General features: G+C 60.9%; 14 protein-coding genes and 1 pseudogene. 1 reads left to right on the forward strand and 14 read right to left on the reverse strand.

Features of this window, described 5'->3' with window-relative positions; translation table 11 throughout:
* The 12 genes from EZI54_RS14595 to EZI54_RS14650 form a co-directional block, all read right to left on the reverse strand.
* Positions 1 to 1,362 carry a TadA family conjugal transfer-associated ATPase gene (locus EZI54_RS14595; protein ID WP_242674475.1) on the reverse strand — a complete coding sequence of 454 codons (1,362 nt, stop codon included), beginning with the start codon at positions 1,360 to 1,362 and terminating at the stop codon, positions 1 to 3.
* A 10-nt stretch (positions 1,363 to 1,372) separates the two neighbouring features.
* Positions 1,373 to 2,557 carry a CpaE/TadZ family protein gene (locus EZI54_RS14600; protein WP_131482622.1) on the reverse strand — a complete coding sequence of 395 codons (1,185 nt, stop codon included), beginning with the start codon at positions 2,555 to 2,557 and terminating at the stop codon, positions 1,373 to 1,375.
* Positions 2,558 to 2,581: 24 nt separating this feature from the next.
* Positions 2,582 to 3,070, reverse strand: a complete 489-nt coding sequence (locus tag EZI54_RS14605; RefSeq protein ID WP_131482623.1) for a TadE/TadG family type IV pilus assembly protein — start codon at positions 3,068 to 3,070, stop codon at positions 2,582 to 2,584.
* On the reverse strand, positions 3,067 to 3,528 hold the full coding sequence (locus tag EZI54_RS14610) for a TadE/TadG family type IV pilus assembly protein (RefSeq protein ID WP_131482624.1): 462 nt from the start codon (positions 3,526 to 3,528) through the stop codon (positions 3,067 to 3,069). The genes EZI54_RS14605 and EZI54_RS14610 overlap by 4 nt, the downstream gene beginning before the upstream one ends.
* A 51-nt stretch (positions 3,529 to 3,579) precedes the next feature.
* The gene (locus EZI54_RS14615) at positions 3,580 to 4,788 is read right to left on the reverse strand and encodes a Tad domain-containing protein (protein WP_165495762.1); all 1,209 of its coding nucleotides are present in this window, start codon (positions 4,786 to 4,788) and stop codon (positions 3,580 to 3,582) included.
* A gap of 34 nt (positions 4,789 to 4,822) precedes the next feature.
* Entirely contained in the window at positions 4,823 to 5,095 is a 273-nt protein-coding gene (locus tag EZI54_RS14620; RefSeq protein WP_131482626.1) for a hypothetical protein, read from the reverse strand.
* Between the two features lie 10 nt (positions 5,096 to 5,105).
* The gene (locus EZI54_RS14625; protein ID WP_165495763.1) at positions 5,106 to 6,542 is read right to left on the reverse strand and encodes a type II and III secretion system protein family protein; all 1,437 of its coding nucleotides are present in this window, start codon (positions 6,540 to 6,542) and stop codon (positions 5,106 to 5,108) included.
* Positions 6,543 to 6,646: 104 nt separating this feature from the next.
* The gene (cpaB, locus tag EZI54_RS14630) at positions 6,647 to 7,441 is read right to left on the reverse strand and encodes a Flp pilus assembly protein CpaB (RefSeq protein WP_207389224.1); all 795 of its coding nucleotides are present in this window, start codon (positions 7,439 to 7,441) and stop codon (positions 6,647 to 6,649) included.
* Between the two features lie 5 nt (positions 7,442 to 7,446).
* A complete protein-coding gene (locus EZI54_RS14635; RefSeq protein ID WP_131482628.1) occupies positions 7,447 to 8,769 on the reverse strand; it encodes a P-loop NTPase family protein in 1,323 nt (440 codons plus the stop codon).
* Positions 8,770 to 8,798: 29 nt separating this feature from the next.
* Positions 8,799 to 9,320 carry an A24 family peptidase gene (locus tag EZI54_RS14640; RefSeq protein ID WP_131482629.1) on the reverse strand — a complete coding sequence of 174 codons (522 nt, stop codon included), beginning with the start codon at positions 9,318 to 9,320 and terminating at the stop codon, positions 8,799 to 8,801.
* Positions 9,321 to 9,391: 71 nt separating this feature from the next.
* Positions 9,392 to 9,574 carry a Flp family type IVb pilin gene (locus EZI54_RS14645; RefSeq protein WP_131482630.1) on the reverse strand — a complete coding sequence of 61 codons (183 nt, stop codon included), beginning with the start codon at positions 9,572 to 9,574 and terminating at the stop codon, positions 9,392 to 9,394.
* Positions 9,575 to 9,717: 143 nt separating this feature from the next.
* Entirely contained in the window at positions 9,718 to 10,545 is an 828-nt protein-coding gene (locus tag EZI54_RS14650; RefSeq protein WP_165495764.1) for a response regulator transcription factor, read from the reverse strand.
* A gap of 396 nt (positions 10,546 to 10,941) precedes the next feature.
* On the opposite strand from EZI54_RS14650, the pseudogene EZI54_RS25455 reads away from it, so the two are divergent.
* Positions 10,942 to 11,579 (forward strand): annotated as a pseudogene (locus tag EZI54_RS25455) (IS91 family transposase); the annotation flags it as partial.
* Between the two features lie 266 nt (positions 11,580 to 11,845).
* Here EZI54_RS25455 and EZI54_RS14660 read toward each other — a convergent pair.
* Positions 11,846 to 12,316, reverse strand: coding sequence for an antibiotic biosynthesis monooxygenase family protein (locus EZI54_RS14660; RefSeq protein WP_242674476.1), 471 nt, complete (start codon positions 12,314 to 12,316; stop codon positions 11,846 to 11,848).
* A gap of 7 nt (positions 12,317 to 12,323) precedes the next feature.
* Entirely contained in the window at positions 12,324 to 12,692 is a 369-nt protein-coding gene (locus EZI54_RS14665; protein ID WP_131482633.1) for a hypothetical protein, read from the reverse strand.
* Positions 12,693 to 12,713: the final 21 nt, after the last annotated feature.

The raw sequence follows: 12,713 nt of genomic DNA on the forward strand, positions 1-12,713 counted from the left end.
TCAGTCCTCGAAGTCCGGGTTATAGAGCGAGAGCGGTACATCGATCCCCCGTTGCTGGAGATGTTCATGGAACCGGGGAACGATGCCGGTTGGGGCGTAGCGGCCAACAACCGCTCCGGTTTCGTCCCTGCCGCGACGCCGGAAGGTAAACAGCTCGGACATGGTGACGACCTCGCCCTCCATGCCGTTGATCTCCTGCACGCTGACCAGGCGGCGCATGCCATCCTCGTGGCGCTCCACCTGTAGAACCACGTCGATGGCGGAGGCGACCTGGGAGCGAATCGCTTTGACGGGCATGCTGGCGCTGGCCATCGAGACCATGTTTTCGATCCGGGTCAGGGCATCCCGTGGCGAATTCGCGTGAAGGGTGGTCATGGAACCGTCGTGGCCGGTATTCATGGCCTGGAGCATGTCCAGGGCTTCCGGCCCGCGGACTTCGCCGACAATGATACGGTCCGGTCGCATCCTCAGGCTGTTGCGAACCAGGTCCCGCTGGCTTACTTCGCCCTTGCTCTCGATATTCGGTGGCCGGGTTTCCAGGCGTGCCACATGGGGCTGCTGCAGTTGGAGCTCGGCCGAGTCCTCGATCGTGACAATGCGTTCGTCGTGGGGCACGAAGCCCGACATGACATTCAGCAGCGTGGTTTTACCGGACCCTGTGCCGCCTGAAATCAGAACGTTGAGCCGGCCCAGGACGATGGCTTCCAGCAACTCGGCGATGGGCGCGGTGAGCGTCTGCTTTTCGATCAGCGTGTCAATAGACAGCTTGCCAATGGAGAAACGGCGGATGGACAGTAGCGGTCCATCGACGGCCAGTGGAGGAATGATCGCATTGACCCGGGAGCCGTCCTGCAGGCGCGCATCGACCATCGGGGACGATTCGTCAATGCGTCGCCCGACGCTGGACACAATGCGATCAATCACATTCAGCAGATGGGCATCGTTGCTGAACGAGACGTCCACTTTTTCCAGTTTGCCATGGCGCTCGACGTAGACGCTGTCGGCGCCGTTCACGAGGATATCGGCAATACTCCTGTCTGCGAGTAGCGGCTCCAGAGGCCCGAGCCCGAGGATGTCGTCCAGGATTTGCTTCAGTACCCGCTGGCGGGCATTGAGGCTCAGGGGAACGGAATCGTCCTTGAGCAGCTGGTGGCCGATTGCCAGGATCTGGTTTTCGGCTTCTTCCCGGCCCAGGGTACTGATCAGTGAGAGATCCAGAACCTTCATGAGCTTTTGATGGAGGTTCTTCTTACAGGCCCGTTCCTGCTCTTCCTCGACCCGTCGGGCCTGGTCAGTTGCATGGCTGTGGCCATGGACGCCGAAACGTGTCATGGCGCTGTCATTCATCCCGTTGATGGTCATGGTGTCACCCTCATGTCCTGGCCAGTTTTCGAAGCACTTTGGCAAACCCGAATGTGCCGGCATCCGCTTTCTTTCCACTCAGGGTTTCCGCGAGCTTTGTAACGCTGCGGCTGACCGGTGATGACGGGGCGAAATCCAGCAGCGGTATGCCGAGATTGGCGCTTTCGGCCACCTTGGTGAAATCGTTGGGAATGCAGATGATGTCCTCGATCTCGAGGCTCTTCCGGATGTCGTTGGTTTCCAGGTCCTGACGCTTCTCCCAGCGGTTCACCACCACCTTTATCTGTTTGTGGGAGATGCCCAGGTAGGTATTGAGATAGCGAATCATCTGCCGTGCATCCTGGACGTGGGCGACGCTTTGCTGGACCACAAGCAGGATGCAGTCGGCCGATTCCAGTACGCAGCCGGTCACGGGATCGATCTGCCTGGGCAGGTCGACAACCACTTGCTGGTAGCTCGAGCGGACCAGGTTGATCAGCTTCTTGAGCTGCCCTTCCTCGATGTCGCCGGGAACGACCAGCTGTTGCGAGGTGTCGCCAAGGATGTGAAGGCCGCTTTTGTGCTTGTGCATATGGCCTTCCAGGGCCATGGCATCCATGGACTCGGAGCAGGTGATGGCGTCGACGAGACCACCATCGGGGGGGAGATCGAACAGCGACGACAGGTGGCCGAACTGGAAGTCGAGGTCCAGCAGGGCCACCCGTTGGTCGATGCGGGCGACCAGGCTGTGCGCCAGTGTCGACGCGATGGTGCTTGCCCCGGACCCTCCCTTGGCATTGATGATGGCCGTCAGTCTGGCATGGCCGGTGGCCTTGTCGCCGTGCAACTCATTGGCAATCCGGTTGAGGGACAGCTTCAGGTCGTATTCAGGCAGCGGAAAACTGAAATAATCGCGGGCACAGGCGCGCATGGCCTGGCGCATGACGGCGATATTCTCCGGGCCCACGACAATCGTCGGCGGTCGTTGCTCCAGGGGGTGCTCATTCAGGGCACTCAGTTCATCCTCCCAGGCGCCGGTCACACAGAATATGAGTGCTTCGGGGGCCTCCGGCAGGTTGTACAGGGGATCAGGATTGGCGTTGCCGATATGGCGCAGACTCACCACGTGTGCGGTCGCGCCGACAAGCACCTTTTCCAGTTCCTCCAGTTGACCGGGGTCGCGCCCCGACAGCAGTACTCTCAATGATGGTTTCATGATCCTTACCTCACACCTGCTGATTCAGATCGTGGTTCCAAAACACGCCGTTCCTTCCGGTGAAACACCGAGGCTTTCCCGGGGCAGAACGGTGATGAACGATGGCAGCTCGAACTCCTGGACGAAAAACGGAATGATCAAACGGTGACGAACGCCCGAGACCTCACTGCGCACGTAGGCGATGTCCATGTATTGGGTGGCCGGGTCGACCGGTGTGCCGCTGGCATCGAGATAGTCGATCCGGATATCGGATTCGTTGAGCGCCGGCAGAATCGGACTGGGACCGCTCGATCCCGGTGCGTCGAACATCCCGACCCGGCGAATGGCGCTGTGGTTGACGGGGCACACCGCTGCGACCCGGGCGCTCTTGCGGCTGACCTCGTCCAGGGTGTTCCAGACGAACATCAGGCGACCAAACTCGATGGCGGCGAACAGCAGCACGAAGAACATCGCCCCGACGATGGCGAACTCAACGGTGTGGGCACCGGCCTGATTCCGGGGGTGAATGCTCATAGCGCTCTCATCTCCACGGTGCTGTGCATCTGGAACGACAGGCTCAGGGGTTGGCCGCCATAAAAGGCTGGAATGCGACCCACCAGGGGCACGTAGTCGTAATGGGCGGAAACGCGGATGTGACTGGCATCCGGACTGGTGACCGTCACTTCGGCGGCGCTCCAGTCCGGCAGAAGCGGTGAGCCGGTGCCACCCACGTTGCCGAACACCACGAGGTTGCCGGTTTCCTGCACCAGGGTGCTGTCCAGGTAGATGATGCCGACGCTGCCAATCAGGGCGCTGGAAGCCATGTATCGGGCTCCATCGCGGGTCGCCCGGGTCATGGTGTGATACTGGTGAAAGGCCCAGGCCATCTCCGTTACCGCAAGCGTCACGACGATCAGCAGCGGGGCTGCCACCATGAACTCAAGCATCGCGATGCCATGCTGTTTCTGCTTCAAGCGAGGGTGCTTTTTCATGATTCACCGACTCCTGCGTGATAATGTCGGGGTAAACCACCGCCCGGCCGATCAACTGTCGAGCGTGTCCGGATCCTTGTACAACTGGATGACGTGGGGCCCCGGGCCGGTCACCGGGTTCGGGCCGGGAACCCCGTTGCCGCCGCAGTCGTCCTTGAACTGACCGAAGAACAGGGCCTGGCCGGTCTGCGCCATCTCCGTGATCATGTAGAAACAGGCAAAACCGAGTAGATCAACGCTGCTCTGGCCATTGGCCAGGCCATTACAGTCGCCCACCGGGACCGTCAGAATCCGGCGACCGGGCACACCCGAGGGCGGGGTCGTGGGATCGACGTTGGCCATTTTTGACAGGTACCAGTCCAGGTCAAAGCCGGGCGCCGTTCCGTTCTGGTAGTCGGCTTCGGTGTAGTTGGCGTGGTCGGTAAACCAGTCTGGCGGGTAGTCGCTGGCGTTGACCGGGCCCTTGTAGACCCCCAGTCGGGTGTTGATGCCCTGCGCAAAAGGCCCCACCGTGTTGCCCGGTTCCGTCTCGACCACCTCGCCGTTGCTGAGGCAGCTGTGGTATTTGCCGGCCGCGGCATCACGGACATCGGCACCGCCGGCACTGCCGTCCAGGCGCACCAGGTAGAAGTTTCCGTTCCCCACCTCGGAGCTGGTCCCGGAGCCGATCTTCAGCATTTCCACGTCGCCCCGGGAATAGCCGTACGTGGTGCCGGGCGGAGCCGAAGCCGGGGGCGTTCCGCACACCATCATGGGGGCTACGTTGCAGACGTTGGCGAGGGTGGGGCTGGGGCCGGCCACCGCCGTGCCCGGAATCTCGGTGCGATTCAAGCCGAACAGCGGGGCGAACCAGTTTTTCACGTCGTAGCCGGCCGCCCGCACCCGCACATACTGGGCGGGCAGGGTGGCGGGCACAAACGGGTCGAGGGTCGATGAGAACTCGACGGTGACGGTCAGGCTGCCCCCGTCCAGTGCCTCTCCGAGCGTTGTGTTGCCCGGCTCGGCCAGGTTACTGGCAAAGGTATCGCGGCCGGCCGTCTCGGCAACCAGCGTGTTCCCGGTCTGGTCGAGCACCTTGGCGGCGCTGAGGGCCGCGGCATCCAGGCTGTTCTGGAGCCGCGTTTTCTCAAGGTGCGCGTGGCTCATGTCGAGCGCCAGTGCCGCCATCCCGAGGATGCCGATCAGGGAGATGGCAACCAGCGGCAGAATGGCGCCCCGCTGGTTGTGGCTGGTGGAACGGGTCCGGTTGATTCCAGGCATACTGCTGTCTCCCTTCATCCTCTAGCCGTTGGTGTCACAGCTCCGCGCCACCCATGCCCTGGTAGATCCGTTGCGGGGCAGGCGGCGCGGTCCGTTGGCGTTCCACGGAGCCGGCGGCGCGGGCTCCGTCCATGGTGGGTACGGCCGGCGGCTCTTCGCCCACAGGCCTGTATTTCTGGGAGGCGATCATCGCCCTCACGGAATTCCCGAAGTCGCCTTCGGAGGACGGCGAGGCACATCCGCCCAGTGACACCGCCAGGACGAGAGCGGACAGGGTAAGTGCGGTCTTTGGGTTGCTACGTGTCATGGCGTTCACCTTAGAGTTCGTGTCCGAAATGGCCTTCAACACCGCCTTTGCGCATCGGTTTGGAGGTTGGGGGATCACCCGCGCCGCGTCCTTCTGTGTAGCCCAGCAGGTAGAACTCCAGGCTGCTCGGCTCGACAAACCGGTCGGTGGGCAGTGTGAACTGCTCGCGGTCGGCCGCCTTGGCGAAATGGGGGGTTACCAGGATCACCAGCTCGGTTTTCCCCTGGACATACTCCTGGCTGCGGAACAGTTGTCCCAGGACGGGTACATCGCCAAGTCCGGGAACCTTGTTGACGCGCTCGCGCAGTCGCTCGTTGATCAGGCCGGCAACGCCGATGGTCTGGCCGTTGCCCAGTTCCACGGTCGAGGACGCACTACGGCTGGTCAGCGAGTTGATGAAGAAGGTGGCTCCAGCATCGGCAATGTCCAGGGCAATTGAGTTCTGGTTGCTGAGTTCGCTGACCTTGATGTTGAGCTTCAGGCTGATGGTGCCGGAATCCAGTACGGTGGGGAGAAAGCCCAGACTGATCCCGAAGTCCTTGAACTCGATGGTGACTTCATTGTCCTTGCCTGCGACCGGAACCGGGAACTCGCCGCCGGCATGGAATGTGGCTTCCTGCCCCGTGAGGGTGGTCAGCGTGGGCTCGGCCAGCACCTTGGCCAGGTTGTTCTCCTCGGCCGCTTCGATCACCAGGTCAAACAGGGTGGTGCCGTCCAGGAAACTGGCGAATATACCGCTGGTGTCATAGCCCAGTGGTTCCCGGAGAATCTGCGTCACATTGCCCGGGATATCGGCTCCGCCGCCGGGAACGGGACCGCCGAACAGGGCGGTCGCGCCCCGGCTGGCGCCGGAGGTGAGATTCTTGGATACGTTGAGGACTTCGAACCGGGCACCGAGGTTTTTCAGCAGGTCGCGGGACACCTCGGCCACCTGGACCTCCAGCATGACCTGCTGGGCGCCCCCGACCTGCATCATGTTCAGGACCGTGCCGGGGTTCTCTCCGGCGCCCTGGAAGCTGCGCGCCAGCTGCAGCGCCGCATCGACGCGGGGCGCGCTGCTGACTTCCCCACTGAGCACGATGTCGCCCTGGGCCGAGCGGACTTCAATCGTCTCGTCAGGGAGGATCTGATGCAGGCGTGACTTCAGCCCTTCCAGGTCATGGGTCACCTCGATGCCGAGGACCGCGACCACCGTGTTGCTCTTGTCCCATAGGGTGACGTTGGTGGAGCCGAGCTTTTTACCCACAACGTAGAGCTGGCGGGACCGGAGGATCAGGATGTCCGCCACCTCCGGATTCCCGAGCGAGACTTTTGCCACAGGCTCCTCAAGGTACAGAATCTGGGACTGGTTGAGCGCCACATCCACGACCTGCCGCTCAATGCCCGTCGACACCATCACCTGTGCGCCGGCACCTGAGGCCAGGCCCAGCAGACAGAGTAGAATCAAGCCTGCTGGCGGCCACCACGTGCGGTTATTCGCTGCTGCTTTCATGCTTGTTTTCATCACCTACTTCCCCCTGAGTGACGTCTTGCTCGCGCCGGACGCCCGGCTTACATCGATACCCTGGACGTGCTCACATCGGTTCCCCGGATCACGGTGACGCGCTGTGATCTCGACACAATCCTTTTCGGGGCCGGCTTCGGTTCGGGCGCCTTGGCAACCACCTCCGGTTTGGGCTCCGGCTTCCTGCTGTTGTCGAGCGGATTGCGCAGGGCCAACTGGACCATGCCTTCCTGGGTCGCTCTCACCAGCCGTTCCGCCTCCTTCGGTGAAAGCTCCAGGGTGACCGCGCGCACGATGACGGGTTTGTCTTTCTCCGGTGAGGCGGTCTGGTCGACGGCCAGCACCTTGATGTCTTCCAGGAGCGTTTCTGTCTTGTATTTGCGGTGGTTGCCCTCGGGCTTGGCGGCCACGACATCCACGCGGTTGCCGGGCATCAGGAATCCGGCCACGCCAATCACGTCGTTGACGCGAACGGTGACCGCGCGCTTGTTGGGTTCGATCACCGCAGACAGGGCGCTGCCGCCGCCAAACTCGGTGACCTTCTCCTTCATGACGATTTCATCGGCATAGATGGTGCCCGTGGCCACGGTGCCGTCCAGGCTCTCCAGGTCGTTATAGGCGGTTGCCGGTACCAGGTGCGCCGGCATGCTGGTCACCCGCAGGTCGGTTTTCTCCAGCTTCTTGCCGAACGGAATCTGCATGGCGGCGACCACCACCGGGGTGCCTTCGTCGTCTTTCGATACCGTCAGTCGCTTAAGCGCCCAGCCCTTGGCTACAAAGGCGGCCGCCAGGCCCATGGCGAGGGCAAAGGTCAGCATGACAATGGTTCGTTTCTTGAACATCGTGATCACCTCTCATCCGCAAACTGCACAAAGTAGGTTTTCCAGGCCCAGCGTATGGCGTCGATGCCCAGCTCCGGCGGCTGGCCCAGATAGCGACAGTAGTCGCTGACCAGGCCCAGCAGATCCCGGGGGTGGCATGGCAGCAGGGCGCTTCCCTGCCTGGGATACAACTCGGTCATCATGTAGTGGGTGACTTCCGGATTGTCCTCAATGCCCTGTTGCTCGCAGACTTGCCGCCACAGACGCAGGTAGGGTTCGCTTTCCAGTGAGGAGAAACGGATCTTGTGGCCGATGCGCCTGAGGAAGGCCTCGTCGGCCAGTTCCAGGGGGTTCAGGTTGGTGGAGAAAACCAGGAGCATGTCGAAGGGCACGGCAAAATGCTGCCCGGCCCGGAGGTGGAGAAAATCCCTCTTTTCCTCCATGGGCACAATCCACCGGTTCAGCAGTGACAGGGGCGGCATGGTTTGCCGGCCCAGGTCATCGATCAGGAACATGCCGTTGCTGGCCTTAAGTTGCAGCGGCGCCTGGTACTGCTTTCTGTCCGAGTCGAAGGTGAGGTCAAGCAGGTCCAGTGTCAGCTCGCCGCCGGTGACCACCTCGGGGCGATCACACAGTTGGAAGCGGGGGTCGTGCCCCTGCATGAGATTCACCGGGTTCTGTGCCATTTGCCGGACCGGGTGGTGGAATTCCGGATCGAAGACGGCCACCACAGTGCCTCCCACCAGGATCGAGTAGGGCACGAAGACCGGGTCATTCAGCAGGCGGATCAGCTGTCGGGTGATGTAGCTCTTGCCGCTGCCCGGCGGTCCGTACACAAAGAGGGCCCGGCCTGAATGCACGGCCGGACCGAGCTGGTCAATCAGGGTTTCGTCCAGGACGGTGTTCCGGAACAGGTCGCGGATGTCCCGCGCCGTGACCGAGCAGTGCGAGACGGACTGCTTCTCGATCAACTCCGCATAGGCAGCCAGGGGAACCGGCGCCGGACCGCAGTAGCCATCCTGGGCGAGGGCATCCAGTGCGTCGGCGCGCCCCCGATCGGTCAGTGCATAGCGAATGCCGTGCTCGCCCGCCCCGGCCCCCCTGGCTTCGATACGGGCCTCTTTCCTCAGTCCTGACAGTACCGGCTCCAGAACGGCGCCGGGCAGGCAGAGGTTCTGGGCGAGCAGGGCCAGGGTCTGGTTGCTCTGCTGGGACAGGTGCTTTAGCACCAGGTCCGCGACAAAGAAGAAGTCCAGGCCGGTGGCCTCCAGGCTGTGAGGTCTTGGGCACAGGGCTTCCCGGCTATGTGCGAAGGCGGGTGCTTCGCTTGTGACATCTCGTGCTTCCATGGCTGGGGACTCCTGTCAGGCCGGCCGGATCAGGCCAGGTACCAGAGTGAGAAGAAGGCCCCGCAGGCGATGGCCAGGGCGTAGGGAAAGCGCTCGGCTGCGGCTTCGCCGGGAACGGGGGCCAGGTAGGTCGGCTGGAGATGCGTCATCATCACGGCCATTCGGCTGTAACGACGCAGCAAGGGAATCAGTCCACCTCGTGATGCGATGAACGCCAGTGCCAGCAGGCCACCAAAGACAAGCGTCGCCAGAACGCCGACGAAGGCGCCTAGCGGACCCAGGAGCGATCCGGCGGCGGTCATGAGCTTGACGTCGCCGGCGCCCAGGGCTCCAAAAATATGAAGCGGCAGAAAACAGAGCAGCCCCACGAATGCGCCACCGAATCCATGCACAAGCCCCTGCCACTGCGCAAAGATGATCTGTCCGACCAGCGACACCAGGAGGACGCCCAGCGTGAGCCAGTTGGGAATCCGGTGGGTACGCAGATCCGTGACAACGGCGATCACGAGAGCTGCAGTGAGCAGGGCGAGCATCCATTCGGTAGTGTTCATGGGAGGTGCCTCTTGCCGGTTAGTGAGGGCGGGACCAGAGCGTTCCCGCCCATGCGATCATTCCGAACGACTCAGGGAGTCCCGGTGATCACGGCAGAGATTTTGCCAATCGCAGTCGCGATATCGCCCCCCAGCGTCGTGAAAGCAGCAACGGCGCCAAGGACAATCAGCGAACCCGCAACGGCGTACTCGGACAGTTCCAGGCCTTCTTCATCGCGAAGGAACTGAGACACTTTTGCAGTGAAGTTTTTCATTGTTGAACTCCTACACGTTATTTTCTGAGGTCCCATGTGACGCGCTGTTCAGCGCGTCACAATGTCAGGTTAGGCAGGAGTCACTGGGGGGCGTTAGGAGTATTCCGGTCGAAAAAAGGAAGAATCTTGCAAAAAGTTAATGTTTAGCGGCGCAGGGCCAGGGAGGCACCGAAATCCGTGTGCTCCTCGCGGCGCGAGTCCAGCCACTGCCTGCGGAACTGGGACGGCGTCAGCCCGGTTTGGCGGTAAAACATCTTGGAGAAATAGGACGCGTCCCGGAAACCGACCGTCCAGCACACGTCGGATACGGACGCGCTGGCATTGCGGAGCAGCTCGGCCGCACGATCCAGACGCCGGCGCATGATGTAATCCTGGAAGGTGATGCCGTAGGTCTGTTTGAAGATCCGGCTCAAATGGTAGCTGGTTGTGCTGCATCGCTCGGCGATGTCGCTCTGGTTCAGTTTCTCGTGCAAATGCTGTTCGATGTACGCCACCGCGAGTTCGACCAGTTTGTCGATCACCCGGTGCTTCTGGAATCGGGCATCGTCCGGCAACTGGTGGGGCGGGGTCAGCAGGTTCCGGGTGCTGTCCTTCCTGGGCGCGCTCATCGCATCCGTCAGCATGGAAAGCGATGAAAACACCGCTTCCGGCAAGGCCGGTTTCACGAAATAATCCCAGACCCGGGCCCGCAGCGCCCAGACAGCCAATGCCTCGGAATGCTGTTCCGTGAACATGATGATTGGCACAGAGGGATGGTTTCTCTTGGTGTCGTTGAGAAGCGAGAGCGTGGAAATATCCGGAAAGTCGAATTCAAAACACAGGATGGGTTTCTTGCCATTCGCGTCGATATCGGCCAGTCCGCTTCGTTTATTCCTGCGCTCAACCGGGAACCATGTCTCTATCATTTTTGCCAGCTCTGGATCCGCTCCGTACTGGGTCGCATCCAGAAGTACAACACTGACCGTTTTCATGCGATGAACCCCGCAGCCGTACTGCAAAAAAGCTGTCGATTTTCTTATTACTGTTTTCTGGTTTTTGTGAATGGGCCATACCCTCGAAATAGGTATCACGGCATGGCCTGTCAAATTGACAGGCGGCCATATCCCGTCGTGGATACCGAACGCGCGGGGAATCGAACTCTGGATCTGTCGATATTTTATGAGGTTGCATGAAGCGGTAATGAAACGAAAAAAGATGCAAAATCTAATTGGGTGAATGTGTATCGATTGGGTGTTTGCGGATCGACTCGGTTGGAGATGCTCTGGATGGAGGTGCATTCTCCCCAGAAAAATTGCCAGGGCGCACTACTCCAGTGTTCAGATATCCTGATAACGCCGATCGGCTTAACGGCGCTTGCGTTGCACACCCACTCCCACTCCCGTCGCCTGGCTTTCCATCCCCACGTGCATCTCGTGGTTCCCGGGGGTGGGCTGACCGGGCCTCACTGGCAGGCCCGCACCGGGCACTACCTGTTCAACGGCCGGGCCCTGGCGACGGTGTTCCGGGCCAAGTTCCTCACCCGGATGCGCAAGCAGGGCTTTGCCCTGCCGGACGCCATGCCCCGGCGCTGGGTCGCCCAGTGTGAGCAGTCGGGCGCGGTGATACGGCGCTGACCTATCTGGCCCGCTACCTCTATCGCGGCGTACTGCGGGAGCAGAACATCGTGGATTACGACGGTGAACGGGTGACCTTCCGCTACCAGGACAGCCAGACTCAGGAGTGGCGGACCCTGACCGAACCGGCGGCCCGGTTCCTCTGGCGGGTCCTGCAGCATGTCTTGCCCAAGGGGCTGCGGCGGGTGCGGGAATACGGCTTCCTGCACAGCGGAGCCCGCAAAACCCTGCACCGACTGCAGTGGCTTCTCGACGTGACGCCGCCCTGGACCGGAACGGTGAGCCAACCCCGCAAGCCACGCGCTTGCCCCTGTTGCGGTCAGCCCATGAGCCTTACCTTCTGGCGTCGGCCCTGCCGGTGGCCCGTCATCCGGCGACGATGTCCGGCCTGAGCCTTTCTTTAACTGACATGCACCTCAAAGGGAGAAGCCAACGCACCTTATGACATCACGGCCAGGGCAAACCGGCTGTCGGCTTCACCGACGGTTCCGGGCGCCCCTGTCCTGGCGAAAATGGCCGACAAACGCCAAGGCTAAAGCACCTCTGGGTTCGCCGACGCTATTTCCTTAAATAGAGAAGCACCGGGCTCGTCCAACACCGGATCAGGTCGCGGCTGCGCGCGACCTATCCTTATTTGTTACAAAGCAAGAGCACCCGTTTACCCCCGCGTCTCTGGTGAAAACTGATGCTCGATAACCTCATAGTGCTGCACCGTGAGGTCAGGCTCAAGCTCATAAACCTCGTCTTCTGGGTACAAACGGGCCTGCGAAATATTGTCACCAGCAAACGCCTTGATGGATGCCAGCTTATCCCAGTATGTGATGAGAGTGAGTTCAATTTTGCCGGTGAGGGAACGTCGGAAAATCTGTGCGCCTAGAAACCCAGGAGTTGCGGACGAATCTTTGATGCCGGTTTCGTAAAGATAGCCCGTGAACCCTTCACTGTGGATTTCAGGTATTCGGCATTTCCATTCCCTGGCGATCATTACCACGCACTCTCCCTTGCTTTGTAACGCTGAGCTAACCGGCGCCGGAGCGCAGCGGAGGGAACCAAAAGCGCCACGCTTTTGGCGTCCGGTTGAGCGGTTTGTTAGGTGATTACCACTTGAAAGCAAGATCACCGCCGTCATCCCTATGCTACCCGTCCGTAAGAAATGGGTTGTTCTTTGGTTCGCGGCCCTTGTGACGCAAACAGGCAGAACGAAATATTTCCGCTTTTGTTTCGTTGGTGACGTTGGTAAGGCTATTTAAGTAATCGACTGCTTGGCCTTTTCGCTTCCAGGCCTCCAACGCACCTTCAATGTATTGATTTTTAAGCACTGAATCATTGTTAGCGCTTGCGCTCTCAACCGCTTTTGAAAGCTCCGCAATTTGCTTTGAGGCTTCCGCTTCTTGGCTTCGAGCTATGGTGATTTCTGGTGTATGGAGGCAAGTTGAAGAGGTGGCGTATCCTGTTGGTTGATCTCGCCAGATCACAACCAACAGAGGAATGATACGCCATGTCAAAGTCTACCCTGCACGCTCTTT

The sequence above is a fragment of the Marinobacter halodurans genome, from assembly GCF_004327985.1.
Classification (GTDB): Bacteria; Pseudomonadota; Gammaproteobacteria; order Pseudomonadales; family Oleiphilaceae; genus Marinobacter_A; species Marinobacter_A halodurans.

Excerpts from the sequence above, each read along its gene's own strand:
- EZI54_RS14595 (WP_242674475.1), bottom strand. The coding sequence starts at position 1,362 with ATGACCATCAACGGGATGAATGACAGCGCCATGACACGTTTCGGCGTC.
- EZI54_RS14600 (WP_131482622.1), bottom strand. The coding sequence starts at position 2,557 with ATGAAACCATCATTGAGAGTACTGCTGTCGGGGCGCGACCCCGGTCAA.
- EZI54_RS14605 (WP_131482623.1), bottom strand. The coding sequence starts at position 3,070 with ATGAGCATTCACCCCCGGAATCAGGCCGGTGCCCACACCGTTGAGTTC.
- EZI54_RS14610 (WP_131482624.1), bottom strand. The coding sequence starts at position 3,528 with ATGAAAAAGCACCCTCGCTTGAAGCAGAAACAGCATGGCATCGCGATG.
- EZI54_RS14615 (WP_165495762.1), bottom strand. The coding sequence starts at position 4,788 with ATGCCTGGAATCAACCGGACCCGTTCCACCAGCCACAACCAGCGGGGC.
- EZI54_RS14620 (WP_131482626.1), bottom strand. The coding sequence starts at position 5,095 with ATGACACGTAGCAACCCAAAGACCGCACTTACCCTGTCCGCTCTCGTC.
- cpaB (WP_207389224.1), bottom strand. The coding sequence starts at position 7,441 with ATGTTCAAGAAACGAACCATTGTCATGCTGACCTTTGCCCTCGCCATG.
- EZI54_RS14635 (WP_131482628.1), bottom strand. The coding sequence starts at position 8,769 with ATGGAAGCACGAGATGTCACAAGCGAAGCACCCGCCTTCGCACATAGC.
- EZI54_RS14640 (WP_131482629.1), bottom strand. The coding sequence starts at position 9,320 with ATGAACACTACCGAATGGATGCTCGCCCTGCTCACTGCAGCTCTCGTG.
- EZI54_RS14645 (WP_131482630.1), bottom strand. The coding sequence starts at position 9,574 with ATGAAAAACTTCACTGCAAAAGTGTCTCAGTTCCTTCGCGATGAAGAA.
- EZI54_RS14650 (WP_165495764.1), bottom strand. The coding sequence starts at position 10,545 with ATGAAAACGGTCAGTGTTGTACTTCTGGATGCGACCCAGTACGGAGCG.
- EZI54_RS14660 (WP_242674476.1), bottom strand. The coding sequence starts at position 12,316 with ATGACGGCGGTGATCTTGCTTTCAAGTGGTAATCACCTAACAAACCGC.